Annotated in this window: 26 protein-coding genes; 24 read left to right on the top strand and 2 right to left on the bottom strand. The window is 47.2% G+C overall.

The features are described 5' to 3' along the window. The first annotated feature begins 141 nt into the window (after positions 1–141). Both rpsB and tsf read left to right on the top strand, forming a co-directional pair. Positions 142–867 carry a 30S ribosomal protein S2 gene (gene rpsB, locus EDC45_RS00725; RefSeq protein ID WP_133542478.1) on the top strand — a complete coding sequence of 242 codons (726 nt, stop codon included), beginning with the start codon at positions 142–144 and terminating at the stop codon, positions 865–867. 172 nt (positions 868–1039) lie between these two features. Next, complete coding sequence (tsf, locus tag EDC45_RS00720; RefSeq protein WP_133542477.1) at positions 1040–1888, top strand: translation elongation factor Ts; 849 nt, start codon at positions 1040–1042, stop codon at positions 1886–1888. Positions 1889–1959: 71 nt separating this feature from the next. Here the strand turns inward: tsf and EDC45_RS00715 are convergent, their stop codons facing one another. Next, entirely contained in the window at positions 1960–3525 is a 1566-nt protein-coding gene (locus EDC45_RS00715) for a phosphoethanolamine transferase (RefSeq protein ID WP_243728750.1), read from the bottom strand. 190 nt (positions 3526–3715) lie between these two features. On the opposite strand from EDC45_RS00715, the gene pyrH reads away from it, so the two are divergent. The 21 genes from pyrH to EDC45_RS00610 all read left to right on the top strand — a co-directional run bounded on the left by pyrH (position 3716) and on the right by EDC45_RS00610 (position 22953). Next, complete coding sequence (gene pyrH / locus EDC45_RS00710; RefSeq protein ID WP_133542475.1) at positions 3716–4432, top strand: UMP kinase; 717 nt, start codon at positions 3716–3718, stop codon at positions 4430–4432. 83 nt (positions 4433–4515) lie between these two features. Then, positions 4516–5073, top strand: a complete 558-nt coding sequence (gene frr / locus EDC45_RS00705; protein ID WP_133542473.1) for a ribosome recycling factor — start codon at positions 4516–4518, stop codon at positions 5071–5073. Between the two features lie 88 nt (positions 5074–5161). Continuing rightward, positions 5162–6358, top strand: coding sequence for a 1-deoxy-D-xylulose-5-phosphate reductoisomerase (ispC, locus tag EDC45_RS00700; protein ID WP_133542471.1), 1197 nt, complete (start codon positions 5162–5164; stop codon positions 6356–6358). Between the two features lie 128 nt (positions 6359–6486). Beyond that, positions 6487–7206, top strand: coding sequence for a polyprenyl diphosphate synthase (gene uppS, locus EDC45_RS00695; protein WP_133542469.1), 720 nt, complete (start codon positions 6487–6489; stop codon positions 7204–7206). Positions 7207–7232: 26 nt separating this feature from the next. Next, positions 7233–8099 carry a phosphatidate cytidylyltransferase gene (locus tag EDC45_RS00690; RefSeq protein WP_133542467.1) on the top strand — a complete coding sequence of 289 codons (867 nt, stop codon included), beginning with the start codon at positions 7233–7235 and terminating at the stop codon, positions 8097–8099. A gap of 9 nt (positions 8100–8108) precedes the next feature. Continuing rightward, positions 8109–9440, top strand: coding sequence for a sigma E protease regulator RseP (gene rseP, locus EDC45_RS00685; RefSeq protein ID WP_133542465.1), 1332 nt, complete (start codon positions 8109–8111; stop codon positions 9438–9440). Between the two features lie 35 nt (positions 9441–9475). Next, complete coding sequence (gene bamA / locus EDC45_RS00680) at positions 9476–11854, top strand: outer membrane protein assembly factor BamA (RefSeq protein WP_133542463.1); 2379 nt, start codon at positions 9476–9478, stop codon at positions 11852–11854. A 100-nt stretch (positions 11855–11954) separates the two neighbouring features. Further along, complete coding sequence (locus tag EDC45_RS00675; RefSeq protein ID WP_133542461.1) at positions 11955–12479, top strand: OmpH/Skp family outer membrane protein; 525 nt, start codon at positions 11955–11957, stop codon at positions 12477–12479. A 2-nt stretch (positions 12480–12481) separates the two neighbouring features. Then, the gene (lpxD, locus tag EDC45_RS00670; protein WP_133542459.1) at positions 12482–13504 is read left to right on the top strand and encodes a UDP-3-O-(3-hydroxymyristoyl)glucosamine N-acyltransferase; all 1023 of its coding nucleotides are present in this window, start codon (positions 12482–12484) and stop codon (positions 13502–13504) included. Between the two features lie 128 nt (positions 13505–13632). Then, positions 13633–14094, top strand: a complete 462-nt coding sequence (gene fabZ, locus EDC45_RS00665; RefSeq protein ID WP_133542457.1) for a 3-hydroxyacyl-ACP dehydratase FabZ — start codon at positions 13633–13635, stop codon at positions 14092–14094. 16 nt (positions 14095–14110) lie between these two features. Further along, positions 14111–14899: an acyl-ACP--UDP-N-acetylglucosamine O-acyltransferase gene (gene lpxA / locus EDC45_RS00660; RefSeq protein ID WP_133542455.1), complete on the top strand. Its 789-nt coding sequence runs from the start codon at positions 14111–14113 to the stop codon at positions 14897–14899. A gap of 244 nt (positions 14900–15143) precedes the next feature. Continuing rightward, entirely contained in the window at positions 15144–15668 is a 525-nt protein-coding gene (yceD, locus tag EDC45_RS00655; protein WP_133542453.1) for a 23S rRNA accumulation protein YceD, read from the top strand. A 17-nt stretch (positions 15669–15685) separates the two neighbouring features. Beyond that, positions 15686–15856 carry a 50S ribosomal protein L32 gene (gene rpmF, locus EDC45_RS00650; protein ID WP_005544470.1) on the top strand — a complete coding sequence of 57 codons (171 nt, stop codon included), beginning with the start codon at positions 15686–15688 and terminating at the stop codon, positions 15854–15856. 61 nt (positions 15857–15917) lie between these two features. After that, the gene (plsX, locus tag EDC45_RS00645; protein ID WP_424960656.1) at positions 15918–16919 is read left to right on the top strand and encodes a phosphate acyltransferase PlsX; all 1002 of its coding nucleotides are present in this window, start codon (positions 15918–15920) and stop codon (positions 16917–16919) included. Positions 16920–16964: 45 nt separating this feature from the next. Further along, complete coding sequence (locus EDC45_RS00640) at positions 16965–17915, top strand: beta-ketoacyl-ACP synthase III (protein ID WP_133542449.1); 951 nt, start codon at positions 16965–16967, stop codon at positions 17913–17915. A 17-nt stretch (positions 17916–17932) separates the two neighbouring features. Further along, the gene (locus EDC45_RS00635; protein WP_133542447.1) at positions 17933–18262 is read left to right on the top strand and encodes a nucleoside triphosphate pyrophosphohydrolase family protein; all 330 of its coding nucleotides are present in this window, start codon (positions 17933–17935) and stop codon (positions 18260–18262) included. A 14-nt stretch (positions 18263–18276) separates the two neighbouring features. After that, on the top strand, positions 18277–19221 hold the full coding sequence (gene fabD, locus EDC45_RS00630; protein ID WP_133542445.1) for an ACP S-malonyltransferase: 945 nt from the start codon (positions 18277–18279) through the stop codon (positions 19219–19221). A gap of 10 nt (positions 19222–19231) precedes the next feature. Continuing rightward, positions 19232–19960 (top strand): 3-oxoacyl-ACP reductase FabG, encoded by a 729-nt coding sequence (gene fabG / locus EDC45_RS00625; RefSeq protein WP_133542444.1) that lies wholly within the window; start codon positions 19232–19234, stop codon positions 19958–19960. A gap of 233 nt (positions 19961–20193) precedes the next feature. After that, a complete protein-coding gene (gene acpP / locus EDC45_RS00620; RefSeq protein WP_133542442.1) occupies positions 20194–20424 on the top strand; it encodes an acyl carrier protein in 231 nt (76 codons plus the stop codon). A gap of 402 nt (positions 20425–20826) precedes the next feature. Beyond that, positions 20827–21588 carry a 3-hydroxybutyrate dehydrogenase gene (locus EDC45_RS00615; RefSeq protein ID WP_133542440.1) on the top strand — a complete coding sequence of 254 codons (762 nt, stop codon included), beginning with the start codon at positions 20827–20829 and terminating at the stop codon, positions 21586–21588. A 36-nt stretch (positions 21589–21624) separates the two neighbouring features. Continuing rightward, a complete protein-coding gene (locus EDC45_RS00610; RefSeq protein ID WP_133542438.1) occupies positions 21625–22953 on the top strand; it encodes a GntP family permease in 1329 nt (442 codons plus the stop codon). A 114-nt stretch (positions 22954–23067) separates the two neighbouring features. Here the strand turns inward: EDC45_RS00610 and EDC45_RS00605 are convergent, their stop codons facing one another. Then, a complete protein-coding gene (locus EDC45_RS00605) occupies positions 23068–23832 on the bottom strand; it encodes a DUF4198 domain-containing protein (protein ID WP_133542436.1) in 765 nt (254 codons plus the stop codon). A 303-nt stretch (positions 23833–24135) separates the two neighbouring features. Here EDC45_RS00605 and lldD point away from each other — a divergent pair, with 303 nt between their 5' ends. After that, the gene (lldD, locus tag EDC45_RS00600) at positions 24136–25272 is read left to right on the top strand and encodes an FMN-dependent L-lactate dehydrogenase LldD (RefSeq protein ID WP_133542434.1); all 1137 of its coding nucleotides are present in this window, start codon (positions 24136–24138) and stop codon (positions 25270–25272) included. Positions 25273–25359 lie beyond the last annotated feature (87 nt).

The following is a 25359-nucleotide window of genomic DNA, read 5'->3' as shown; positions in this document are numbered from 1 at the left end:
AAACGCAGCGTTATTTTGTCTTTGCAGAATAATCGTTAAAACATCATATATCACACACATACCCAAGGGGTAAATCGGGGTGCCAAACGGTCGATTTATCTGGTATGTGGAGGCAAAACCCCAACTAAAAGGAAAAATATAATGGCACAAGTTTCAATGCGCGATATGCTTCAGGCAGGCGTTCACTTCGGACACCAAACCCGTTACTGGAATCCAAAAATGAAACCTTTCATTTATGGTCCGCGCAACGGCGTACATATCATTAACCTGGAAAAAACTCTTCCGCTGTTTAATGAAGCCTTAGCTGAATTAACTCGTATCGCAAGCAATAACGGTAAAGTATTATTCGTCGGTACCAAACGTGCAGCCACGGAAGCCGTTCAAGCCGCAGCCGTAGATTGTCAGCAGTACTATGTAAATCACCGTTGGTTAGGCGGTATGCTCACCAACTGGAAAACAGTTCGTCAGTCAATCAAACGTCTGAAAGATTTAGAAACTCAGTCTCAGGACGGTACTTTTGATAAGCTGACTAAAAAAGAAGCTTTGATGCGTACCCGCGAAATGGAAAAACTTGAATTAAGTCTTGGCGGTATTAAAGATATGGCCGGTCTGCCTGACGCATTATTCGTTATCGGTGCGGACTATGAACATATCGCGATCAAAGAAGCGAACAATCTGGGTATCCCGGTATTCGCCATTGTTGATACCAACTCCAGCCCGGACGGCGTTAATTTCGTTATCCCAGGTAACGATGATGCGACTCGCGCAATTCAGTTATATCTGTCTGCAGCTGCAGCGGCAATTAAAGAAGGCCGTTCTCAGGAAATCGTAGCTGAAGAAAAATTTGCCGAAGAAACTGCGGAATAATCCCGCATTCCGGTTTCGGTATGAGCGGCGCAAGCCCTTATTTAATTACAGTGATTAATTCATTGGCAGGGGGCTTAAAAGCACCCTGTTTTTTTATTAAGTTTATCCGAGCAAATGCGTTGTGTTGTTAAACCCGACGTATTTAATCCCAAGTATATTAGAGGACAATAAAATGGCTGAAATCACAGCATCATTGGTAAAAGAACTGCGCGACCGCACCGGCGCAGGTATGATGGAATGTAAAAAAGCATTGGTCGAAGCGAACGGCGATATTGAATTAGCTATCGATAATATGCGTAAATCCGGCCAGGCCAAAGCAGCGAAAAAAGCCGGACGCGTAGCAGCCGAAGGTGTAATTATCGCACGCGTTGAAGAAGGCTACGGTGTTGTGGTTGAAATGAACTGCGAAACCGACTTCGTTGCAAAAGATTCCGGTTTCCTTGCTTTAGCAAACGAAATCGCAGATTATGCCCTGGCAAATAAAATCGCCGATATCGATGCGTTAAAATCACAGTTTGAAGAAAAACGTGCGGCCTTAGTGGCGAAAATCGGTGAAAATATGAATATTCGCCGCGTTGCCGCAATTAGCGGCGATGTCGTCGGTTCCTACCTGCACGGCGCAAAAATCGGCGTATTGGTTGCCGCCAGCAACGCCGATGCGGAACTGGTTAAACATGTTGCAATGCACGTTGCGGCAAGCCGCCCTGAATATGTGAATCCAAGCGACGTACCGGCCAATGTGGTTGAACATGAACGTCAAATTCAAGTGGATATCGCAATGCAGTCCGGCAAACCTCGCGAAATCGCAGAAAAAATGGTTGAAGGCCGCATGAAGAAATTCACCGGCGAAGTATCCCTGACAGGCCAGCCGTTTGTTATGGATCCGAGCAAAACCGTTGGTGAACTGTTGCAAGAAAAAGGTGCCTCCGTTGCTAACTTTATCCGTATGGAAGTCGGTGAAGGCATCGAGAAAGTGGAAGCGGATTTCGCCGCCGAAGTCGCTGCAATGACTAAAGCTTAATCCTAATAATCAAAAGAAAAACCGGATCTTGGATCCGGTTTTTTTATAGGGGTCGAAATATCTGTGCCCAGTTATTTGGCGTGCGGAATAACAACCGCCGGATCATCGGCAACCTGCATCTGTTCAATCCGTTGCCGCAACCCATAATCATCAGGATCCGGCTGATGATTGAATAAATCCGCCTGCGGGTTTAAACGGGGATTACGGATTCCCACCCATTTGCCGATGGCATCGGTGAAATTCAAGCCGGATTTAAACACTCTGTCCACTTCTCTTTTACTGCTGTCGCTGGAAATTTTAAACAAAGGTACATCATAATGACGTTTGCTTTTACCGCTACTGTTGTGAATTGCGATACTGTCTTCCGTAATCTGATGCGCCAATCCGTGGTCGGAAAAGTAAATCATGGAAAAAGAGCGGTGTTTTTTCGCCTGATTTTTCAGTAAAAGCTCATATACCCGCTGCAACATTTCATCGGTTTTTTTAATGGACGAAATATAACAGTTAACATTAAAGTATTTTTTATCGATCTCATAATCATTAAAGATCTTTGCATAATCCGTCAGCCGGTCGCAACTGATAGGATGGGAGCCGTATAAATGCAATACGATAAAACGCTTATGCCGCACCGGTTGCTCAAGTACCTGTGCGAATTTCGGCAATAACTCGAAATCGCTGATATTTCCATTAAAAGAGTCGCCCGATTTCAGAAAAATTTTCTCATCGCTTTTATTGGCAATCGCTGAAATCGGCGTATCAAACTGCCCCATATAACCCTGATTCGAGATCCAGTAGGTTTTAATCCCCGCCGACTTCACCAGATCAATCAAATTGAGCGAATAATCCCCTTCCCATGTTTGCGTATCCGGTTTAGTCAGCATCAGCTTCAACGAAGCGATGGTATTGGTACCGCCCGCGTGCAAGCCGTCTACCAGAGTAACGGGCGCAGTACTCATAAAGGGAGTATTTTCCGTTTCATAACCATAAGCATGATGATAATCTTTACGCGCACTCTCACCGATAACCAACACATAATCCTCATAGCGGGAATCCTCATTTAATGCGGACTGGCCCCAACGGCTTGCGATGGTCATATTATTCAAACGCTGCAATTCATTCTTTACCTGTAAGCCGGCCTGATAACTTTCCCTGACGAATTTAAACGGCGCCTGAGGAAACAAAACAAATACCGTTATTGCGGCCAAAAACACTTTATTTTTATGTAAAAAAATCCCGCCTCGTTGCGTACATTGACGAAACAGCAACAAGCAGAGAATTATTGCCAGCGCCGCAGCATAATTAACCAGGGGAAGCTGAGAAAGGAATTCCCGGCTTTCGCTTAAATCCGTGGCAAAAACGGAAGCAATATATTGATATGAAGGCGCACCAAAGGTTAATCCCACCGGGGTGTAAACCGCATATACGCACACAAAGGGAAGCAGCAGCCAGTAAAACAGTTTACGCGAGCTGTTAAACATAAGGATCAGCAAAGATAATAATACAATATCCCGCCACTCGGGACGGGCATAAAAACCGCTTCCCATTAACATTAGCCGGCTCGCCGCATAAAGACATAGTAGGGCGACAAGGCCGTATACTAACTTAGCAAGCCAAGATTTTTCTTTCTGAAATGACACTTTTTTCCCTTGCTTATTCGGCAAATTCTCCGCAGCCCGAGGGCCGCCACAAATATGATTGCGCATTGTACAAAATTTTATCCTAACCATCTAGAAGCTTGCGCCAAATCATGGCCGGCTATTTTCAGCCGCCGGCTGATCCTTTATAATAGCCGCAATTTTATGTCCGAATCCTTGAAGGGGTAAAAAAATGAGCAAACCGATTTATAAACGCATTCTACTTAAACTTAGCGGTGAAGCCTTACAGGGCGATGAAGGATTCGGTATTGATCCTTCGATTCTGGATCGCATGGCACTGGAAATTAAAGAGTTGGTCGAACTGGGTGTGGAAGTGGGCGTAGTAATCGGTGGTGGTAACCTGTTCCGCGGCGCAAAACTGGCGAAAGCCGGTATGAACCGAGTGGTGGGCGATCATATGGGAATGCTGGCAACAGTAATGAACGGTCTGGCAATGCGTGATGCCTTGCACCGCGCCGATGTTAATGCCAAACTGATGTCCGCCTTTCAGCTGAACGGTATCTGTGATACTTATAACTGGTCCGAAGCGATTAAAATGCTGCGCGAAAAACGGGTGGTAATATTTTCGGCGGGTACCGGCAGCCCTTTCTTTACAACAGATTCCGCCGCCTGCCTGCGCGGTATTGAAATCGAAGCGGACGTAGTATTAAAAGCGACTAAAGTAGACGGCGTTTATGACCGGGATCCGGCCAAATATGCCGACGCCGAACTATTTAACCGACTCACTTATGCGGAAGTTATTGATAAAGAGCTGCAAGTGATGGATTTGGCGGCCTTCACGCTGGCTCGCGATCATGGAATGCCGATTCGCGTATTCAATATGGGAAAAGCCGGTGCCTTACGTAATGTAATTTTGGGTGAAACCGAAGGTACGATTATTTGTGAATGAAAAACTGGGAAAAAGCCGTAAAATTCGGTAAAATCGCCCACTGACAAGCGAAATAAGACGAGCTCAATAAAAAGGAATAAAGAATGATTAATCAAATCAAAAAAGATACGCAGGATCGGATGGAGAAAAGCCTGGAAGCATTACGCGGGCATATTGCAAAAATTCGTACCGGTCGCGCTCAGCCGAGTTTATTAGACGCCATTCAGGTGGAATATTATGGTGCCGCGACACCATTACGCCAGTTAGCCAACGTCGTTGCCGAAGATGCAAGAACCCTGGCCGTAACCGTATTTGATCGTTCTTTAATAAGTGCGGTGGAAAAAGCGATTTTAACTTCCGATTTAGGGCTGAACCCATCTTCCGCCGGGACCACAATTCGTGTTCCGCTCCCGCCGTTAACGGAAGAACGACGCAGAGATTTAATTAAAATCGTTAAAGGCGAAGGAGAGCAAGGTAAAGTAGCTATCCGTAACGTCCGTCGCGATGCCAATGATAAAATCAAAGCCTTATTAAAAGACAAAGAAATCAGCGAAGACGAAGAGCGAAAAGCGCAAGATGAAATCCAGAAAATCACCGACAGCTTTATCAAAAAAGTCGATGAAGTTCTCGCCGATAAAGAAAAAGAACTGATGGATTTTTAATCCTTCGCTTTTCGAATGCTAATCAAAGACGCAGTTATACTGCGTCTTTTGCCGTTATTCCCCTCAGCAACAGAAGACGCTCGTTACTATGCAAAAACAAAATATCGTCATTCTTGGCTCCACAGGTTCAATCGGCCGCAGTACCCTTTCCGTTATTGAGCATAATCCCGAACATTACCGTGTTTTTGCCCTTGCGGGCGGTAAAAACGTCGAACGGATGACCGCACAATGTCTGCAATATCAGCCGCATTTTGCCGCATTATCCGATCCTGTCGCGGCCAAACAACTGGCGCAAAATCTGAAGAGTTACGCCAGCCAAACCCAGGTATTATCCGGTGATGAAGCCATTTGCCAATTAGCGGCGCATCCGGAGGCGGATCAGGTAATGGCAGCGATTGTGGGCGCCGCCGGACTGTTGCCTACCCTGGCTGCAGTTCAAGCTGGTAAACGGGTTCTACTCGCCAATAAGGAAAGTCTGGTTACTTGCGGGCAGTTGTTTATTGATGCGGTACGCCGTCATCAGGCCTGTTTACTGCCGGTAGACAGCGAACACAATGCCATCTTTCAATCCCTTCCGCCCGAAGCGCAGCAAAAAATCGGCTTCTGCCCTCTGGCCGAATTAGGTATCAGTAAAATCGTTCTAACCGGCTCCGGCGGCCCCTTCCGCACTATGCCCTTGGAAGACTTCGCACAGATTACCCCCGAGCAAGCGGTAGCGCACCCCAACTGGTCTATGGGTAAAAAAATCTCCGTAGATTCGGCAACAATGATGAATAAGGGATTAGAGTACATAGAAGCCCGCTGGCTGTTCAATGCCGGTGCCGAAGAAATGGAAGTAATCATTCACCCGCAATCGGTTATTCATTCGATGGTGCGTTATATTGACGGTTCCGTTATCGCCCAAATGGGCAACCCGGATATGCGTACGCCAATCGCCGAAGCCATGGCTTATCCGCAGCGTATACCTTCCGGCGTTGAAGCGCTGGATTTCTACCGCCTAAACGGACTGACTTTTATGGCGCCGGAGGAAGAACGTTACCCTTGTCTAAAACTGGCCATAGAGGCTTTTAAGGCGGGACAGTACGCCACTACCGCCATGAATGCGGCCAATGAAATCAATGTGGAGGCCTTCCTGCAAGGTCGCATTGCATTTAATGATATCGCGTTGCTAAATCGCCGTACGGTGGAAGCTATCCCTGCCCGCAACATTACCTCCGTGGATGATGTATTGGCGCTGGATTCACAGGCACGCAGATTCGCCCATGAACTGATAGCCAAATATTAAACGAACCGTTAGTAACGCGCCCGCCGTTCCCTCAGCGGGGCTAAAATAATATCTAAGCATAGCCTGCGCCCGATAAATTATGCTATAGTCGTCGCAGCTGATAAAGTGCGGTCAAAATATAATAAGAAATGAAAGAACTTGATTTAAATAATCTTCCCCGCCATGTGGCCATTATTATGGACGGCAACGGACGTTGGGCGAAACAACAGGGGAAAATGCGGATTTTCGGTCATAGAAACGGCGTTTCCGCCGTGCGTAAAGCGGTATCCTATGCCCGTCAGCTCGGTATCGACTCCCTGACCCTATATGCTTTCAGCAGCGAAAACTGGGCGCGCCCGGAACCCGAAGTAAACGCCCTGATGACATTATTTATGCAGGCGTTGGATCTGGAAGTAAAAAAGCTGCACCGCAACAATATCAGATTAAGAATTTTGGGCGATGTATCCCGCTTTAGTGAAAAATTACAGGAAAAAATCCGTAATGCCGAAAAACTGACCGAAAATAACAGCGCGCTCAACCTAAATATCGCCGCTAATTACGGCGGCTGCTGGGATATAATTCAAGCGACCCGCCATATAGCACAGCAGGTAAAAGAGGATAAACTCCTGATATCTCAGATTACGGAAGAACTTTTTCAGCGTAATCTTGTCACAAAAGATCAGCCTCAGGTAGATCTGTTAATCCGTACCAGCGGGGAGCAGCGAATCAGTAATTTTTTACTCTGGCAGATTGCATATGCCGAATTATATTTTTGCGATGTACTTTGGCCTGATTTTGATGAGAAGAAATTCAATCATGCAATTTTTGCCTACCAACAACGTGAGCGTCGGTTCGGCGGTTGCGAATAAAACCATTGGAATAGAGGTATAATCCCTTGCTTAAACAACGCATTTTGTCCGCACTCATTCTTATTGCTGCCGTATTCGCCGCATTGTTTCTGTTTTCTCCTTATTATTTTGCCCTTACCTTGGGCATTGTCGTAATACTGGCATTCTGGGAATGGACGCAATTTATCCGTTTTAAACAATCGGTCTGGCGTTTTGTCGCTACCGCCATCGCCGCCACCTTTTTGTTCCTGCTGCTCTACAGTCAGAACGACTATCTGAACGCAGGACGGGTATTCCGGACCTATGCCGAACCCTTGCTGTTGACCGGTGTTATCTGGTGGACAGCGGCGCTGATGTTAGTGGTAAGTTATCCGAAATCCGCCGCACTTTGGCGTCATTCCTTATTGCTGCAAATAATCTTTGCTTTTTTCAGTCTGGTTCCCTTTCTTATCGCCGTATTACAGTTACGCCTAAATCAATACGTTCAAAATCCGCATCAGGGCATTATTCTGTTGCTTTATGTATTTATTCTGGTCTGGGCGGCGGACAGCGGCGCCTATTTCGCCGGTCGCCGTTTCGGTAAGCATAAACTGGCGCCGAAAGTATCACCGGGAAAAACCTGGCAGGGCGTCGTGGGAGGCTTAGTTACCGCTTGTATTTTTGCCTTTATTTTTATTCAAACCCTGGGCGAAGCGCTGTTTTCGGTAAACTCCCCCCTCTCGCTGATTCTGCTTTCTGTCGCCACTGTAGCTGTGTCTATTTTGGGCGATCTGACGGAAAGTATGTTTAAACGGGAAAGCGGAATAAAAGACAGCGGGCGGCTGATCCCCGGACATGGCGGCGTACTCGATCGTATCGATAGCCTAACTGCGGCGGTTCCCTTCTTTGCCTATTTTTACTTTTTCGTACTCTAGGTATTGCCCATGTCCTTTCTGTGGTCGTTAGTTTCATTTATCATCGTTATCGGCGTACTGATTTCCGTGCATGAATACGGGCATTTCTGGGCGGCCAGAAAGTGCGGTATAAAAGTGCATCGTTTTTCCATCGGTTTCGGTAAAGTTCTCTGGCGTCGCCGAGATAAACAAGGGACGGAATTCGCTCTCTCCGCCATTCCCCTCGGTGGTTATGTCAAAATGCTGGACGAACGTAATGAGGAAGTCCCGCCCGAGTTAAAATCTCAGGCCTTTAACAATAAAACCCTATTACAGCGCGCCTTTGTAATTATCGCCGGCCCGCTTGCCAACTTTATTTTTGCCGCCCTGGCCTACTGGGCAATTTATTTAGTCGGCATTCCAAGCCTAAAACCGGTAGTGGCCGCAGTTCAGGAAAATTCCGTCGCCGCCCGCGCTGATATCGGCGCCGATATGCAAATCCTTGCCATTGACGACAGCGAAGTTTCCGATTGGGAAAGCATCAATATGTTGCTGACCACCAAAATCCGTCAGGGCGAAGTCAGTATCACCCTCACGCCCTTCGGCGAACAGCGCCGACAGCAGAAAATCCTGGATCTTTCTCACTGGACCTTCGATCCCGATAAAGAAAGTGCCATTAGCGCCCTGGGACTTGTGCCGGTTGGCGCCAAGGTGGAAATGACCTTATCAAAAGTCGCCGCCGATTCCCCGGCGGCCGCAGCAGGCTTACAAATCGGTGATAAACTCTACAATCAGGACGGGACGGAAATTCAATGGCAAGAGTTTGTTAATCGGGTTCAGCAGGGAAACCCCATTCCTCTTCGGGTAGAGCGCTCGGGAGAGTTCTTTGACCTCAGCCTAAATCCTAAACGTAATGCGGAAAACCGACTGGTAGTGGGCATCTCCCCCACATTTACACCTGTTGCGGACAAGTACCGCACCGAATTAAAATATGATATGCTTGAGGCCGCACAAAAAGCGGTTGACAAGACCCTACAGCTTTCCTGGGTTACGGTAAAGATTATCGGTAAATTATTCAGCGGTGATCTATCCCTGAATAACTTAAGCGGGCCTATATCCATTGCCAAAGGTGCAGGAATAACATCCAGTATCGGAATCGTTTATTACCTGAGTTTTATGGCGCTGATCAGCGTCAACCTCGGCATTATGAATCTGTTTCCGCTGCCGGTGCTGGACGGCGGCCATTTGGTATTTCTGGCGGCGGAAGGAATTGCGGGAAAACCCCTTTCCGAAAAAATTCAGAACCTAAGTTATCGTATCGGCGCGGCTTTGCTGTTGGCATTAACGGCTCTGGCGCTATTTAATGATTTCTTACGTTTGTAAATAGTTAATTGACCTTATTTAGGATAACAGTGAAGATGAAAAAACTCCTCATTACCAGTTTATTATTAGGCTCCAGCGGCGCCTTCGCCGCACCTTTTATCGTTCAGGATATCCGTGTGGACGGCGTGCCTGCCGGTGCGGAAAGCAGAGTACTTGCGGATTTACCGGTAGCCGTAGGCCAACGTGCAACGGACAGCGATATTTCCGACATAGTAAGAACGCTGTTTATGCGCGGTTATCAGAATGTACAGGCCGGTCGTGAAGGTAACACATTGGTAATCTCCGTTAGCGAACAACCTATAATTTCCGAGGTCAGTATTGAGGGGAACGGCGCTATTCCTACCGATGCGTTAAAACAAAATCTGGATGCCAACGGCTTTAAAGTGGGGGATACCCTTAATCGTGAAAAACTGGAAGCCTTCCGTCAAGGTTTATTGGATCACTACAAAAGTACCGGACGTTACAACGCCAAAGTTGAAACCATCGTCAACAGTTTGCCGAACAATCGTGCGGATTTAAAAATCCAAATTAAAGAAAATGATATCGCCCTGCTAAAAGGCATCAGTTTTGAAGGCAACCATGCTTTCGACAGCGATACATTAACGGAACAGATGGAATTACAGCCCGATGCTTGGTGGAAACTGTTCGGTAATAAGTTTGAAGCCAATCAGTTCGGCAAAGATTTGGATAGCCTACGCGATTATTATATGAACCGAGGTTATGCCCGATTCCAGATCACTTCAACCGATGTGCAGCTGAATGATGAACAAACCGAAGCGCGGGTGAAAATCGGCGTGGACGAAGGCGCGCTATATAGAGTAAGTAGTGCCCGTATCGTCGGTAATCTGGCCGGTATGGACAATGAACTGGCGCCGCTGCTGAATTCCATTCGGGTCGGTGAAATTTTCCGTCGTAACGAAGTCGCCAATGTCGAACAGGACATTAAAGCCAAACTGGGCGAACGCGGCTATGCCAATGCCAGCGTAAATATTCACCCGGATTTTGACGATCAACAGCATAGCGTCGGCATCAGCTTTGTGGTCGAGGCGGGACGCCAGTATTCCGTACGTCAGATCCGCTTTGAAGGCAATACGGTAACCGCCGACAGCACCCTGCGTCAGGAAATGCGGCAGCAGGAAGGTACCTGGTTGTCCTCTCAACTGGTGGAACTGGGTAAAGTGCGGTTAGATCGCACCGGATTTTTTGAAACAGTGGAACATCGTACCGAAGGCGTTCCGGGTACGGACGATCAGCTGGACGTCATCTATAAGGTGAAAGAGCGTAATACCGGTAGCATTAACTTCGGTGTCGGTTATGGTACGGAAAGCGGTTTAAGCTACCAGGCCAGCATCAAGCAGGATAACTTCCTGGGAATGGGTTCTTCTGTCAGTCTGGCGGGTTCCCGTAACGACTACGGTACCACCATCAATCTCGGCTATACCGAACCCTACTTTACCAAAGACGGCGTGAGTCTCGGCGGCAATGTTTTCTATGAAACCTACGACAACTCGGATAACGATAGCGTAGCTTCCTATTCCCGTACCACTTACGGTACCAACCTAACCCTGGCGTTCCCGGTTAATGAAAATAACTCCTATTATCTCGGCTTGGGCTATACCTACAATAAGCTGAAAGATATTACTCCGGAATATAACCGTGCCAAATATATAAAATCCATGAATTATGACGAATGGAAATTCAAAGCCCATGATTTTGATTTCTCTTTCGGCTGGACCTATAATTCCCTCAACCGCGGTTACTTCCCGACCAAAGGGCTGAAAGCGACTTTGGGCGGACGCGTTACCATTCCCGGTTCGGATAACAAATACTATAAGCTGAATGCGGAAATTAACGGCTACTACCCTCTTAACAGAGAACATACCTGGGTGATTTCCAGCCGAGCCTCCGCTTCCTACGCCAACGGTTTCGGCGGTAAAGTACTGCCGTTCTACCAGAATTATTACCTTGGCGGTATCGGTAGCCTGCGCGGTTTCTCTTACGGCGGTGTAGGGCCGAATGCGATTTATTATGATGCGAATAACTGTTCCGCCCAACAGGATTATTATTGCCGAATCAGCGACGATGTGGTGGGCGGTAACGCCATGGCCACCGCTAGCGTGGAATTAATAGTACCGACGCCGTTCGTAGCGGAAAAGAACCAAAATAGCGTTAGAACCTCATTGTTCGTTGATGCGGGCAGTTTGTGGAATACCCACTGGTCGGCAGCGGATAAAGCCAAATATCCGAGCTTACCGGATTACAGCGATCCGAGCCGAATTCGAGCTTCCGCCGGGGTAGCCTTCCAATGGCAATCCCCTATCGGCCCGTTGGTGTTCTCTTACGCCAAACCGGTGAAAAAATATGAACGCGACGATATCGAACAATTCCAGTTCAGTATCGGCGGTACTTTCTAATAATTAAGGACTGGGCTAAACTCAGCTCAGAATACCGATTCTGCCGGCAATCATAAGCCGGCGGAAATCACTGACTCACATAAACCATAAAGGAAACATTATGAAAAAAGTTGTAAAACTGACCGCTCTTTCTTTAGCCTTGGCTCTTACCTCATCAATGGCAGCAGCCGCTGAAAATATTGCATTTATCAATGCCGGTTATTTATTCCAAAATCACCCGGATCGGGAAGCTATCGCGAAAAAACTGGACAGTGAATTCAAAGGTACCGCAGACAAACTGGCCGCCAATAAGAAAAAAATCGATGCAAAAATTGCCGCTTTACAAAAAGAAGCACCAAAACTACGTGCGGCGGATATCAAAAAACGTGAAGACGAAATTAACGGTTTAGTTAAAGCTCACGAAGAACAAGTAGGCAAATTCCAAGCGGAAACCCAGAAAGTGGAAAATGACGAACGTGCAAAATTATTGGGCAGCATTCAGACTGCAACCAATAATATCGCTAAAGAAAAAGGCTATACCTACGTTATTGACGCTAACTCCGTCGTTTATGCCGTTGAAGGTAAAGACATTACCGAAGACGTGCTAAAAGCCATCAGTGCCAATAAAGCACCTGCAGCGAAATAAATATGTCCGGATATTCGCTTCAGGAATTGGCTAATCACATCGGCGCTGCCATACGCGGCAATGCCGATGTATCGGTTGAAGGTATAGCACCGCTGGAAAAAGCCGGCCCTCATCAGCTGAGTTTTATTTCCAATGGAAAATTCCGCCCTCTGCTGTCTGCTTCTCAGGCCGGTATTTTGGTGGTATCCGAAGCTGATGTGGAATTCTGTGCGCCGCACAGTAATCTGCTGATCGTCAAAGATCCCTATGTTGCTTATGCCTTGTTGGCACAATATATGGATAATACGCCGAAAGCCGCCGAAGCCATCGCCGCCAGTGCCGTGATTTCCGAACAGGCCAAATTAGGCGCAAATGTTTGTATCGGCGCTAATGCGGTTATCGAAGCGGGAGCGGAAATCGGCGACAATGTGGTTATCGGCGCCGGCTGTTTTATCGGTAAAAATGCCAAAATCGGTGCCGCTACTCAACTATGGGCGAATGTTAGCGTTTACCACGAAGTGCAAATCGGCGAAGGCTGCCTGATTCAGTCCGGTGCGGTTATCGGCAGCGACGGTTTTGGCTATGCCAATGATCGCGGTCGTTGGATAAAAATCCCCCAGACCGGCACGGTAATTATCGGTAACAACGTAGAAATCGGCGCTTGTACCTGTATCGATCGCGGCGCCTTGGATGCTACCGTTATTGAAGATAACGTCATTATTGATAATCTCTGCCAGATCGCTCACAACGTACATATAGGCACAGGCACCGCCGTTGCCGGCGGGGTAATCATGGCGGGCAGCCTTAATGTCGGACGCTATTGCCTTATCGGCGGCGCCAGCGTGCTTAACGGCCATATGGAAATCTGTGATAAAGTAACCATTACCGGCATGGGTATGGTTATGCGACCTATCACCGAGCCCGGCATCTATTCTTCCGGTATCCCGTTACAACCGAATAAGGAATGGCGCAAAACCGCAGCCTTAACAATGGATATTGATAAAATGAATAAGCGGCTGAAGGCATTGGAAAAGAAACTTGCTTAATTCTGCGCATCCTTCCTCAAAACCTGTCTTATGGACAGGTTTTCTTTTAATCGCTATAATTTAGCCCGCAAATACCGTATAATCCGCGGCAATTATTCCGTTTATATTTTTACTTTAATAGGGTACTTATGACAACCGAAAGCAGAACGCCAAGAATTATTGAAGCAAGCGAAATTATGACATTACTTCCCCACCGTTATCCTTTCCTTCTGGTCGATCGCGTCGTGGATTATGAAGAAGGCCAATGGTTAAAAGCCATTAAAAATATCAGTGTCAACGAACCTTGCTTCACCGGTCATTTTCCGGAAAAACCAGTTTTTCCCGGCGTACTGATTCTGGAAGCCATGGCGCAAGCGACCGGTGTACTGGCTTGTAAAACCTATCGCCCGCTGGAGGGTGAGCTCTATTATTTTGCCGCCATTGATAATGCCCGTTTCCGCCGCCCGGTACTGCCCGGCGATCGTATAGAACTGAATGTAAAATTTATCGCCGAAAAACGCGGCGTAACCCGTTTCACTGGGGTGGCTACCGTTGAAGGTAAAGTCGTATGTGAAGCAGATTTAATGTGCGCCCGTCGCAAAGCAGCTTAAGATAAGGAAGGATAAAATGATCCACCCAAGTGCAAAAATTCACCCTACCGCTGTTATCGAACAGGGAGCAAAGATCGGTGAAAATGTTGTCATAGGTCCTTTCTGTGTCATAGGGGCGGAAGTTGAAATCGGTAAAAATACCCTGTTACATTCCCATGTGGTTGTTAGCGGAATCACTACTATCGGGGAAGACAACCATATCTTCCAGTTCGCCAGTATCGGGGAAATCAACCAGGATTTAAAATATCAGGGAGAACCCACCCGTACAATTATCGGTAACCGTAACCGTATTCGCGAGAGCGTAACTATTCATCGCGGTACCGTACAGGGCGGCGGCGTAACCCAAATCGGGGACGAAAACCTGTTTATGATCAATGCCCATATCGCCCACGACTGTAAAATCAAAAACCGCTGTATTCTGGCGAATAATGCCACCTTAGCCGGTCATGTGGAATTGGACGACTTTGTAATTGTCGGAGGAATGTCCGCCATACACCAGTTTGTTATTATCGGAGCGCATGTAATGCTCGGCGGCGGCTCCATGGTCAGCCAGGACGTACCGCCTTATGTGATGGCTCAAGGTAACCATGCCCGCCCGTTCGGAGTTAACTTCGAAGGATTAAAACGGCGCGGCTTTGACAAATCCACCTTACACACTATCCGTAACGTATATAAACTCATTTACCGCAGCGATAAAATTCTGGAAGAAGTGATTCCGGAAATCGAACAAATTGCCGAAAGCGAATCGGCGATTAGCTTTTTTGTCGATTTCTTCAAACGCTCGACCCGAGGTATTATCCGTTAAACAAGAGGCTATCCGCAGATAGCCTTTTTATCCCGCCGCCTTAATGCTAAAAGAGCGGTTATAAAAACGGAATTTTTTAAGCCCTAGCCCATGGCGGGATAAAAATAACATGGCGGCGTTCGTCTTTCTAACAAATAATCCCCCGAAAAAGGCGTCGCCCTCAGCAAAAGCTTTTGTAGAAAATTTGACAAAAGATGCAATTTCCTTTGACTATTTCAGGATCTAAAGGTAATATTCTCGCCCTATGCAAAAGGTAAAACTACCCCTGACCGTCGATCCGGTAAAGGACGCTCAACGCCGGTTGGATTATGTCGGCTACTATGCCGCAAATCAGCTTGAACGTTTGGCCGAATCGGTAGGTAAAGTGCTCAGCGATGCACAGGTAACATTATCGTTCTTCATCGATCCGCAGAAACTTGTGGTTATGGAAGGACGGGTGGTGGTTGATGTAGAGCTGATTTGCCAGCGCTGCAATCAACCCTTTGTTCAGGTGCTGGACTGTAACTTCCGTTATACGCCCATTACCAATCCTGCGCAAATTGATGAATTACCGGAAATTTATGAACCCGTTGAACTCAACCAGTTCGGGGAAATAGATTTAATAAGTACGATTGAAGACGAGCTGATATTAAGTCTGCCGATTGTACCCATGCATTCATCTGAACACTGTGAAGTGTCCGTGGCTGAACAGGTTTTTGGCTCATTGCCTGAAGAATCGGCAAAAAAACCGAACCCGTTCGCTGTATTAGCTAGTTTAAAGCAAAAGTAAATTTAGGAGTATGGCCAATGGCTGTTCAACAAAACAAAAAATCTCGTTCACGTCGTGATATGCGTCGTTCACACGATGCGTTGACTACCGCAGCAGTATCCGTTGATAAAGCAAGCGGTGAAACTCATTTACGCCACCATGTAACTGCCGACGGTTATTATCGTGGTCGTAAAGTGATTAACAAGTAATTCTGCTTTAGTTACTTTAAAAGGTAATCACTTGAGTCGTCTAACTCTTGCGTTAGATGCGATGGGCGGGGACATTGGTCCCCGTATTGTTATCCCTGCGTCTGTAAAAGCATTGGAGCAAGATCCCATGCTGTCTTTATTGTTATTCGGCGATTGTCGCCAAATAACCCCTCTGATTGAACATCTGCCCGCCGAAATTGCAAACCGCTTACAGGTACGCCATTGTACCCGCACGATCGAAAATAATCAGGATCTTTCCCATGCGCTGCGCCACAGTAAAGGCACTTCCATGCGTTTGGCCATTGAAGCGGTGCGTAGCGGCGAAGCTCAGGGCTGTGTCAGTGGAGGCAATACCGGTGCGCTGATGGGGCTGTCAAAAATATTACTGCAACCCCTACAAGGGATTCATCGCCCGGCACTGGTTTCTATGATACCTACCATAGAAGGCGAGCGTTCGGTTATGCTGGATTTAGGCGCAAATATCGAATGCGATGCGGAAACCCTGTATCAATTTGCATTAATGGGATCTATTTTTGCCCAGAATACGCTCAATCTGGTTTATCCGCGTATCGCCCTGTTAAATATCGGCACGGAAGAAATCAAAGGTTACAAATCCATTCGAGACGCAGCAAAATTACTTGAACAGGACGGCACACTGAATTATATCGGTTTTCTGGAAGGTAATTTTTTACTGAACGGCAAAGCGGATGTCATTGTCAGCGACGGATTTATCGGTAATATCGCATTAAAAACCCTGGAAGGTGCGGCCAAAAACCTAATCGGCCTATTAGGCGGCACAACGCCCGGCGGTATTATTCGCCATATGCTGCGAACAATTTTCCGTCGCCTGATTAAATATTTATTTAAAAAACGCTACGCAAAGCTGGCGCAAATCAATCCCGATCAATATAACGGCGCCTCCTTAATAGGATTAACTTCCGTGGTGGTAAAAAGCCATGGTTCCGCCGGCATAGAAGCCTTTACTTACGCAATCAAGGATGCGGCGCAGCAAGTTCGACAAAATATTCCGAATAAAATTTTATCCGGTTTACAACCGGATTAGTATCATTCATGAATCAAATCAGTACTTAAAGATAATGAGATAATTATGTACAGCAGAATTTTAGCCACAGGCAGCTACTTCCCTTCCACCGTCCGCACCAATGCGGATTTAGAAAAAATGGTGGATACCTCGGACGAATGGATCACCGTGCGTACCGGAATTAAAGAACGCCGTATCGCTTCCGAACAGGAAAGCGTCGCAACAATGGGATTTGAAGCGGCGAAAAAATGTCTGCAACAGGCGCAAATCGATGCCGCTGAAATCGACCTAATCCTGGTTGCCACCACAACAAATACCAATGCTTACCCCAGTGCCGCCTGTGAAATTCAAGGTTTATTACAGATCCAAGATGCCATTTCCTTTGATTTGGCAGCGGCCTGCACCGGCTTTGTTTACGCACTGAGCGTAGCGGATCAGTTTATCCGTACCGGCAAAGTGAAAAATGCCCTGGTAATAGGTTCCGATTTAAATTCCCGCCGTCTGGACGAACAGGATCGCAGTACTCTGGTATTATTCGGCGACGGTGCCGGCGCAGTAATCTTAACCGCCAGCGAGCAGCCGGGTATCATATCTACCCATTTACACGCCTCGGCGGAAAAAAACGAAATGCTTATGCTGCCGGGACAACGCCGCGGCGATCCGGATTCCGGCTATATCCTTATGCAAGGAAACGAAACCTTTAAACTGGCGGTACGCGAATTATCCGCCGTAGTTGAAGAAACCCTGGCTGAAAACCAGCTGGATAAGTCGGAAATCGACTGGTTGGTTCCCCATCAGGCCAATCTGAGAATTATCAGCGCAACCGCCAAAAAACTGGATATGGAAATGTCGCAGGTGGTAGTAACCTTAGATCGGCACGGAAATACCAGCGCCGCCAGCATTCCCAGCGCTCTTGACGAAGCCGTACGAGATGGCCGTATTCAGCCTAATCAATTGATTCTGCTGGAAGGCTTCGGCGGCGGTTGGACCTGGGGTTCCGCGTTGATTCGCTTTTAATGCCGCAGAGGAATAAGATGTCGTCTCTTGATTTCGAACAGATAATCCGGCGCAGCCTTGAAATTCGCCGCCGCTATCATCAATTGGAGCAAAAATATCACCAAAGCGAATGGTCGGTGGAAGAAGACGCTCTGGCTTTTTTAACCGATGCGGGCCTGGTCGGTCGCCTCGCCATGGCGCAACAACAGCGCTGGCCGAAATCCGATACGGATATTCAAGCCGAGCTCGAACATAAGCTCAGCGAAAATATCTGGTGGCTGATCGTACTTGCCGATCGCATGAACATTGATATCCATAAAGCTATGCACGAGTTTTTACAGCGCATGGAAACTAATTTACTAAAATAATCAGGTAACAGAATATGAAAAAATTTGCAATGGTCTTTCCGGGACAGGGTTCCCAAGCTGTGGGAATGTTAGCCGAACTGGCTGCACAAAATCCGATTATTGAACAAACTTTTGCTCAGGCTTCCGAAGTCCTGGGTTATGATCTATGGCAACTGGTTCAGCAGGGGCCGGCGGAAGAACTGAATAAAACCTGGCAAACCCAGCCGGCGTTATTAGCTGCATCCGTTGCGATCTTCCGCGTATGGCAGCAACAGTATCCTCAATTACAACCGACATTAATGGCAGGACACAGCCTAGGCGAGTATTCCGCCCTGGTATGCGCCGGCGTTATGGATTTTCAGGATGCGATAAAACTGGTGGAACTACGAGGTAAGCTGATGCAACAAGCCGTACCGGAAGGCAGCGGTGCCATGTACGCCATTATCGGGCTGGATAACCAAAGTATCATCCAGGCCTGCCAACAGGCGGAACAAGGAGAAGTGGTTTCAGCGGTAAACTTTAACTCACCGGGTCAGGTTGTGATTGCCGGAGCTAAAGCGGCGGTAGAACGTGCGGCTGCAGCCTGTAAAGCAGCGGGAGCAAAACGTGCGTTACCCTTATCCGTAAGCGTTCCCTCACATTGCGCATTAATGAAACCGGCGGCGGATCAGCTTGCGGTTTCCCTTGAAAGCATCACCCTAAAAACTCCTGCAGTTGCCGTGCTGAACAATGTTGATGTAAAAACTGAAAATGATGCGCAGGCCATACGCAGCGCCTTAGTACGTCAGCTCTATAGCCCGGTACGCTGGACGGAAACCGTTGAAAAAATGGCGGCGGCCGGTATTGAAGTATTGGTGGAAATCGGGCCGAATAAAGTGTTGACCGGGCTGACCAAACGTATTGCCGACAGCTTACAGGCAAGTGCGGTAAACGACCCGGCTTCACTTGCAGCGGCTGAAAATTTACTGTTATCTGAATAAGGAGAATATCATGCAAGGAAAAATAGCATTAGTTACCGGTGCAACCCGGGGTATCGGACGTGCCATTGCGGAAGAACTCAGCGCCAAGGGCGCTTTTGTAATCGGAACTGCAACCACTGACAAAGGCGCGGACAGCATTTCCGCGTATTTAGGTGAAAAAGGCAAGGGTATGGTATTAAACCTAACCGATCTCGCCTCCATCGAAGCCTTGCTGGCACAAATAAAAGCCGAGTGCGGCGATATTGATATTCTGGTAAATAATGCCGGTATTACCCGAGATAATCTGCTAATGCGTATGAAAGACGAGGAATGGTTCGATATAATGCAAACCAACCTGACCTCCGTTTACCATTTATCTAAGGCAATGCTGCGCAGCATGATGAAAAAACGCTTCGGTCGTATTATTAATATCGGCTCCGTAGTCGGCTCCATGGGTAATCCGGGGCAAACAAACTACTGTGCGGCAAAAGCCGGTTTAATAGGTTTTAGTAAGGCGCTCGCCAAAGAAGTCGCTTCACGAGGTATCACGGTGAATGTTGTAGCGCCGGGCTTTATCGCAACGGATATGACGGAAGTGCTAACGGAAGAACAAAAAAGCGGTATCTTATCCAATGTTCCCGCCGGTCGTCTGGGTGAAGCGAAGGATATCGCCAAAGCGGTGGCTTTTCTGGCTTCCGATGATGCCGCCTACATTACAGGAACCACCATGCACGTGAACGGCGGGCTGTATATGGACTAATCCCGCCCTTTCGCTACGCAGAGAAAAAGGCTTAAAGAAGTTGGCAAAACTCAATTCTTAATGCTAGAATTGATGGCGCACGCATAGGAAAGCCTAGTATTTGAAAGGCATAACCGGATTTTTACCGTATGTGTTTATGAGTTAGCCTTGGCAGAAAGATCTTGCAACTTTCGTCAAAATACATACACTATTCACTTTATCGCATAGGGCGAAAACTAAAATAGGAAAAAAAAATGAGCATTGAAGAACGCGTAAAAAAAATCATTGTTGACCAGTTAGGTGTAAAAGAAGAAGAGGTTAAACCTGAAGCTTCTTTCATTGAAGATTTAGGAGCGGACTCTTTAGATACCGTTGAATTGGTAATGGCTTTAGAAGAAGAATTTGATATTGAAATTCCTGACGAAGAAGCTGAAAAAATCACTACGGTTCAATCAGCAATTGATTACGTTCAGAATAATCAATAGTTCCATTTAGGCGGTGCAAACCGCCTAAATTTTTTCCGCCCTAATCATATTGGATTCACGCAATTCTTCTCATTGTGCATAAACAACAGATTGCGCGCTCTTTCTATTTACCCTTTTCCCCTTCCGCTCCCCCGTTCATAGTAAAAAAGAGCGGTGGTTTTTATAATAATTTTTTGATATTCATTCAAATAGAGCAGTCGGTTCCCAAAGACTTCCCCCTGATAAAACAGCAATAAAAAAATACCGCTCTTTTCATCATATTCCATTTCCGAATTTTATCCTCTTGTCCCTTATAAACCGAATTTATACGAGGTTAAAAAATAAGTATTTCTTTTCCTTCATCTTTCTTGTTAGTCTGCCCTAAGTTCTGGATTTGATCAACCTCAAGCAAGGAGTGCGTTTATGCTAAACAATAAAACCGCATTAATCACCGGCGCGGCAAGCGGTATCGGCCTGGCAGTGAGCAAAATATTAGCCGCCGAGGGATGCAGAATATGTATGCTGGATATTAACCAAGAGGCGCTGAAAGTCGAAGCGGAAAAATTACAGGCTCATTATTTTGTTGCCGATTTATCCCGTCGCAACCAATGTAAAGAGGCTGTAGACTATGCCGCAAAACAAAACGGAGGCGTGGATATTCTGGTTAATGTGGCGGGTATTCAGACCCTTGCGCCGCTGGAGGAATTTCCGGAAGACAAATGGGATTTTATGCTGAATCTGATGCTCACCGCTCCCTTCCTACTGACCCGTTACTGTTTCCCGCACATGAAAAACCAAGGTTGGGGCAGAATTATCAATCTGAACTCCATTCACGGCCTAGTCGCTTCCGAATTTAAAGCCGCCTATGTCGCTGCCAAGCACGGCTTATCCGGTCTGACCAAAGTTGCAGCGCTGGAAGGCGGTGCCTATGGTATCACCGTAAATTCCGTTTGCCCCGCTTATGTCAGAACCCCGCTGGTAGATAAACAAATCAGCGCCCAAGCGGAACATCATAATATCTCGGAACGGCAGGTTATCGATCAAATCATGCTGCAAAAAGCGGCGGTTAAACGTTTAATCGAACCTGCGGATATCGGCGAATTTATCAAGTTCCTCTGCTCCGATGCCGCCGCTTCTGTTTCCGGTGCCTGTCTGTCCATTGACGGTGCTTGGACGGCCGCCTGAGGATAAAATTAAAGCATCCGAACAAAAGGGGAAACTATGTTGAGTCTATTCGGTATCTTTATCGGTTTAGGATTATTAATGTTCCTTGCTTTCAGGGGGTATTCCATCGTCTGGATAGCCCCACTGTGTGCGGCAATCGTTGCATTCAGCGGTGATCTGAACGTACTGGACACCTATCTGGACGGCTATATGAGCGGGCTGGTGGGATTTGTTAAAGCATGGTTTCCCGCCTTTTTACTTAGCGCAATTTTCGGCAATCTTATGGATGTTAGCGGCGCTGCCAAATCCATTGCGGTGAAGCTAACAAGCCTGCTCGGCAAAAAAAGCGCCATAGCCTCTATCATATTAGGCTGTGCGGTACTCACCTATGGCGGCGTCAGTCTATTCGTCGTGGTATTTGCCGTCTATCCTCTGGCACTGGCGGTATTTCAGGAGGCGAATATTACCCGCCGCCTAATTCCCGGCACCATCGCTTGCGGCGCCTTCACTTTCACCATGACCGCCGTACCGGGATCGCCACAAATACAAAACCTCATCCCCACACAATATTTTGGTACCGGGGCGACGGCGGCCCCCATAATGGGCATAATAGCTGCGCTTATTTTATTTTTCGGCGGTACGGCTTATTTGGAACTGCGGCGTAAAAAATATGCTGCCGCGGGTATCGAATTCGTTCCGCCGCCGGATATGGAGAAAACCGACCAGCAATCTCTTATGCTGCCCTCGCCATTTCTTGCCTTACTGCCGCTGATATCCGTGATTGTGGTACTGAATTTTGTTCCGCCGTTGTTGGGCTGGGATAACAGTGATCCGAAAAATATCGTACTAGCCTTGCTAAGCGGAATAGGGTTGGTGATGCTACTGAATTTAAGCCGACGGGATAAATTCGCTACGGCGATCAGCAAAGGGGCAAACGGTGCGGTAGGCGCCATTATTAACACCGCCGCCGCAGTCGGATTCGGTAGCGTGGTACGTCTGGCGCCCGGCTTCGAACATCTCACGACGATGATTCTGAATATCCCCGGCAGCCCGCTAATTTCCTTGTCCGTGGCGGTAAACATATTAGCCGGCGCCACAGGTTCGGCTTCCGGCGGAATGGGGATCGCACTGGAAGCCTTAAGTGAAAAATATCTGGCTATTGCCAAACAAAGCGCAATACCTTCGGAAGCTTTTCATCGTATCGCCTCTCTTTCCTCCGGCGGACTGGATACCATGCCGCATAACGGCGCGGTACTTACCCTGCTGAGCAATACGGAAATGACTCATCGTGAAGCTTATCTTGAAATTGCCGTTACTTCGTTTGTGATGCCGATTGTAGCGACCGTTATCGTTATTCTGCTGTTTAGTTTATTTGGGATTTATTAGTCCGGCGGTAAAAAAGTGCGGTCAAAATTTTAGCAGTTTTTCTACAAAATAAAGGCACCTTTCCTGCCGGTATAAGGTGCCTTTAAAATTAGCAGCAAAAGCTATTTCCGCTTGTTACTGCACCGCAAAGCTTAAAGTAAATTCATTCACTTCTTTTTCGCATATCTCCGGCTGTTTTCCCGCCTGTTCTGTTTTTGCCGCTAAATACCACATTCCCCCAACCAGTGCTTTAAAGCTGAATTCGCCGTTAGCATCCGTAACCGCGGAAAAGGCATGAATATTCAGCTCATGAGGATCAAAACCGCCCGGCGCGCCTACCACTTTCACGCCCTGCAACGGCACCCCATTATGAGTTACTTTAAATTTAACCAAGCGGTTAGCCTGTAGCGCTTTGATTGTGCGCAAGGGGGTGATTTCGTATCCTTGTCCGAGCGGTTGCGTTGCAAATTCGCCGTCATCATCAATACTGACAAAACTTTTAGCCTGCATAGAATACAATCCGCATTGTTGCGCAGCAGGAATATCCTTACGGTTTTTCCCCATTTTCCATTTTCCTTTACTGTTTTGCGTCCAATAAGTCGGCTTATAGTTCGCCAACAGAATATGGGTACCGCGTCCGAGTTTATCCTTATGAATATAATGATAATTTTCACCGCTTTGCGTTAACACAACAGTACCCTCTTTACTTACAAGTTTTAAGGGCTCGAATAAACTCAAACGTTTTGGCGCTATCTGTTCAGCCTGTGGGAAAGCGTGGCCGTAAATAATATCCGCTTCAAACACTTCTTTGTTTTCTCCAAGCGTCCACAGGCTGTGAGCCGAAGCGCCGCCCATTACCCCTAATAATAACCAGGGCAGCAATCTATTAAGTTTTTTCATACTTCCTCCTTGATATAAAAATAAAATCACAAAAATCTTGCGGATTCTAATTTAAATGAGAATAATTATCAATAATATTTGTTAATCAAACAACGGAAGTCGGAAAATTGCTTGGAATAAAGCTTAAAAGCGGAAATAAAACGGAGAATATCAATTTCAGATTTTGCGATCTGAATCGCAGACTCAGAAAAAACTATCCGTTTTTTCCCTATTTTTCCTCTAATAACTTTGCAAATAACAATAATTTGCATTAGTGTTAACCACCCGTTATAAAGATGTAATCAAGATAAACAAGAGGTCAATATGATTATTTCATCCGCACAGGATTACCGTAAAGCTGCAAAACGTCGCGTTCCCCCTTTTATGTTTCATTATGCCGACGGCGGTTCCTACGCCGAACAGACCTTAAGGCGTAATACCTCCGATCTGGAAAATATCGCTCTGCGCCAACGCGTACTGAAAGATATGTCGCAACTGGATACGGAAATCGAATTATTCGGTGAAAAACTGGCGATGCCCGTCGTACTCGCGCCGGTCGGCGCCTTGGGAATGTATGCACGCCGCGGCGAAGTGCAGGCGGCTAAAGCAGCGGACAATAAAGGGATTCCCTTTACACTCTCCACCGTTTCCATCTGTCCTATCGAAGAAGTCGTACCTGCAATTAAACGTCCGATGTGGTTTCAGCTATATGTGCTGAAAGATCGCGGCTTTATGAAAAATGCCTTGGAACGGGCTAAAGAGGCCGGTTGTTCAACACTGGTATTTACCGTCGATATGCCGACGCCGGGCGCCCGCTACCGTGATATGCATTCCGGAATGAGCGGCCCCTATAAAGAAATCCGCCGTATTATTCAGGGCGCTACCCATCCGTTCTGGGCCTGGGATGTGGGAATTAAGGGTAAGCCGCACAGCCTGGGTAACGTATCCCGTTATACCGGCCGCCAAATCGGCCTGGACGATTATATCGGCTGGCTAACGGAGAATTTTGACCCTTCCATCTCCTGGAAGGATCTGGAATGGATTCGGGAATTCTGGGACGGTCCGATGGTTATCAAAGGAATTCTTGATCCTGAAGACGCCAAAGATGCCGTTCGTTTCGGTGCTGACGGCATTGTGGTATCCAATCACGGCGGACGTCAGCTCGACGGCGTATTATCCAGTGCTAAAGCATTACCGCCGATTGCCGATGCGGTAAAAGGGGAAATTAAAATTCTGGCAGACTCGGGCATTCGTAACGGACTGGACGTAGTCAGAATGATCGCTCTGGGTGCCGACGCCTGTATGTTGGGGCGTTCCTTTGTCTATGCGCTAGGCGCAGCGGGCCAAGCGGGCGTGGAAAATATGCTGGATATTTTCCAAAAAGAAATGCGCGTGGCAATGACCCTGACCAGCAATCAGAAAATTGCCGATATTACCGCTGATGCGCTGGTTAAACCTTAAATAACTGCTTATCTGCGCCGCGTTTCCGTGCCATCTTAGAGGAAACGGGCGCCAATTCGGTACAGACAAATACAGCACAATAAAGAT

Origin of the sequence: Mesocricetibacter intestinalis (genome assembly GCF_004363295.1) — a bacterium.
Taxonomy (GTDB): Bacteria; Pseudomonadota; Gammaproteobacteria; order Enterobacterales; family Pasteurellaceae; genus Mesocricetibacter; species Mesocricetibacter intestinalis.
The sequence above is the reverse complement of the archived record's forward strand: the minus strand, read 5'-3'. Positions and strand labels throughout refer to the sequence as shown.

Excerpts from the sequence above, each read along its gene's own strand:
- rpsB (WP_133542478.1), top strand. The coding sequence starts at position 142 with ATGGCACAAGTTTCAATGCGCGATATGCTTCAGGCAGGCGTTCACTTC.
- tsf (WP_133542477.1), top strand. The coding sequence starts at position 1,040 with ATGGCTGAAATCACAGCATCATTGGTAAAAGAACTGCGCGACCGCACC.
- pyrH (WP_133542475.1), top strand. The coding sequence starts at position 3,716 with ATGAGCAAACCGATTTATAAACGCATTCTACTTAAACTTAGCGGTGAA.
- frr (WP_133542473.1), top strand. The coding sequence starts at position 4,516 with ATGATTAATCAAATCAAAAAAGATACGCAGGATCGGATGGAGAAAAGC.
- ispC (WP_133542471.1), top strand. The coding sequence starts at position 5,162 with ATGCAAAAACAAAATATCGTCATTCTTGGCTCCACAGGTTCAATCGGC.
- uppS (WP_133542469.1), top strand. The coding sequence starts at position 6,487 with ATGAAAGAACTTGATTTAAATAATCTTCCCCGCCATGTGGCCATTATT.
- rseP (WP_133542465.1), top strand. The coding sequence starts at position 8,109 with ATGTCCTTTCTGTGGTCGTTAGTTTCATTTATCATCGTTATCGGCGTA.
- bamA (WP_133542463.1), top strand. The coding sequence starts at position 9,476 with ATGAAAAAACTCCTCATTACCAGTTTATTATTAGGCTCCAGCGGCGCC.
- EDC45_RS00675 (WP_133542461.1), top strand. The coding sequence starts at position 11,955 with ATGAAAAAAGTTGTAAAACTGACCGCTCTTTCTTTAGCCTTGGCTCTT.
- lpxD (WP_133542459.1), top strand. The coding sequence starts at position 12,482 with ATGTCCGGATATTCGCTTCAGGAATTGGCTAATCACATCGGCGCTGCC.
- fabZ (WP_133542457.1), top strand. The coding sequence starts at position 13,633 with ATGACAACCGAAAGCAGAACGCCAAGAATTATTGAAGCAAGCGAAATT.
- lpxA (WP_133542455.1), top strand. The coding sequence starts at position 14,111 with ATGATCCACCCAAGTGCAAAAATTCACCCTACCGCTGTTATCGAACAG.
- yceD (WP_133542453.1), top strand. The coding sequence starts at position 15,144 with ATGCAAAAGGTAAAACTACCCCTGACCGTCGATCCGGTAAAGGACGCT.
- rpmF (WP_005544470.1), top strand. The coding sequence starts at position 15,686 with ATGGCTGTTCAACAAAACAAAAAATCTCGTTCACGTCGTGATATGCGT.
- plsX (WP_424960656.1), top strand. The coding sequence starts at position 15,918 with ATGGGCGGGGACATTGGTCCCCGTATTGTTATCCCTGCGTCTGTAAAA.
- EDC45_RS00640 (WP_133542449.1), top strand. The coding sequence starts at position 16,965 with ATGTACAGCAGAATTTTAGCCACAGGCAGCTACTTCCCTTCCACCGTC.
- EDC45_RS00635 (WP_133542447.1), top strand. The coding sequence starts at position 17,933 with ATGTCGTCTCTTGATTTCGAACAGATAATCCGGCGCAGCCTTGAAATT.
- fabD (WP_133542445.1), top strand. The coding sequence starts at position 18,277 with ATGAAAAAATTTGCAATGGTCTTTCCGGGACAGGGTTCCCAAGCTGTG.
- fabG (WP_133542444.1), top strand. The coding sequence starts at position 19,232 with ATGCAAGGAAAAATAGCATTAGTTACCGGTGCAACCCGGGGTATCGGA.
- acpP (WP_133542442.1), top strand. The coding sequence starts at position 20,194 with ATGAGCATTGAAGAACGCGTAAAAAAAATCATTGTTGACCAGTTAGGT.
- EDC45_RS00615 (WP_133542440.1), top strand. The coding sequence starts at position 20,827 with ATGCTAAACAATAAAACCGCATTAATCACCGGCGCGGCAAGCGGTATC.
- EDC45_RS00610 (WP_133542438.1), top strand. The coding sequence starts at position 21,625 with ATGTTGAGTCTATTCGGTATCTTTATCGGTTTAGGATTATTAATGTTC.
- EDC45_RS00605 (WP_133542436.1), bottom strand. The coding sequence starts at position 23,832 with ATGAAAAAACTTAATAGATTGCTGCCCTGGTTATTATTAGGGGTAATG.
- lldD (WP_133542434.1), top strand. The coding sequence starts at position 24,136 with ATGATTATTTCATCCGCACAGGATTACCGTAAAGCTGCAAAACGTCGC.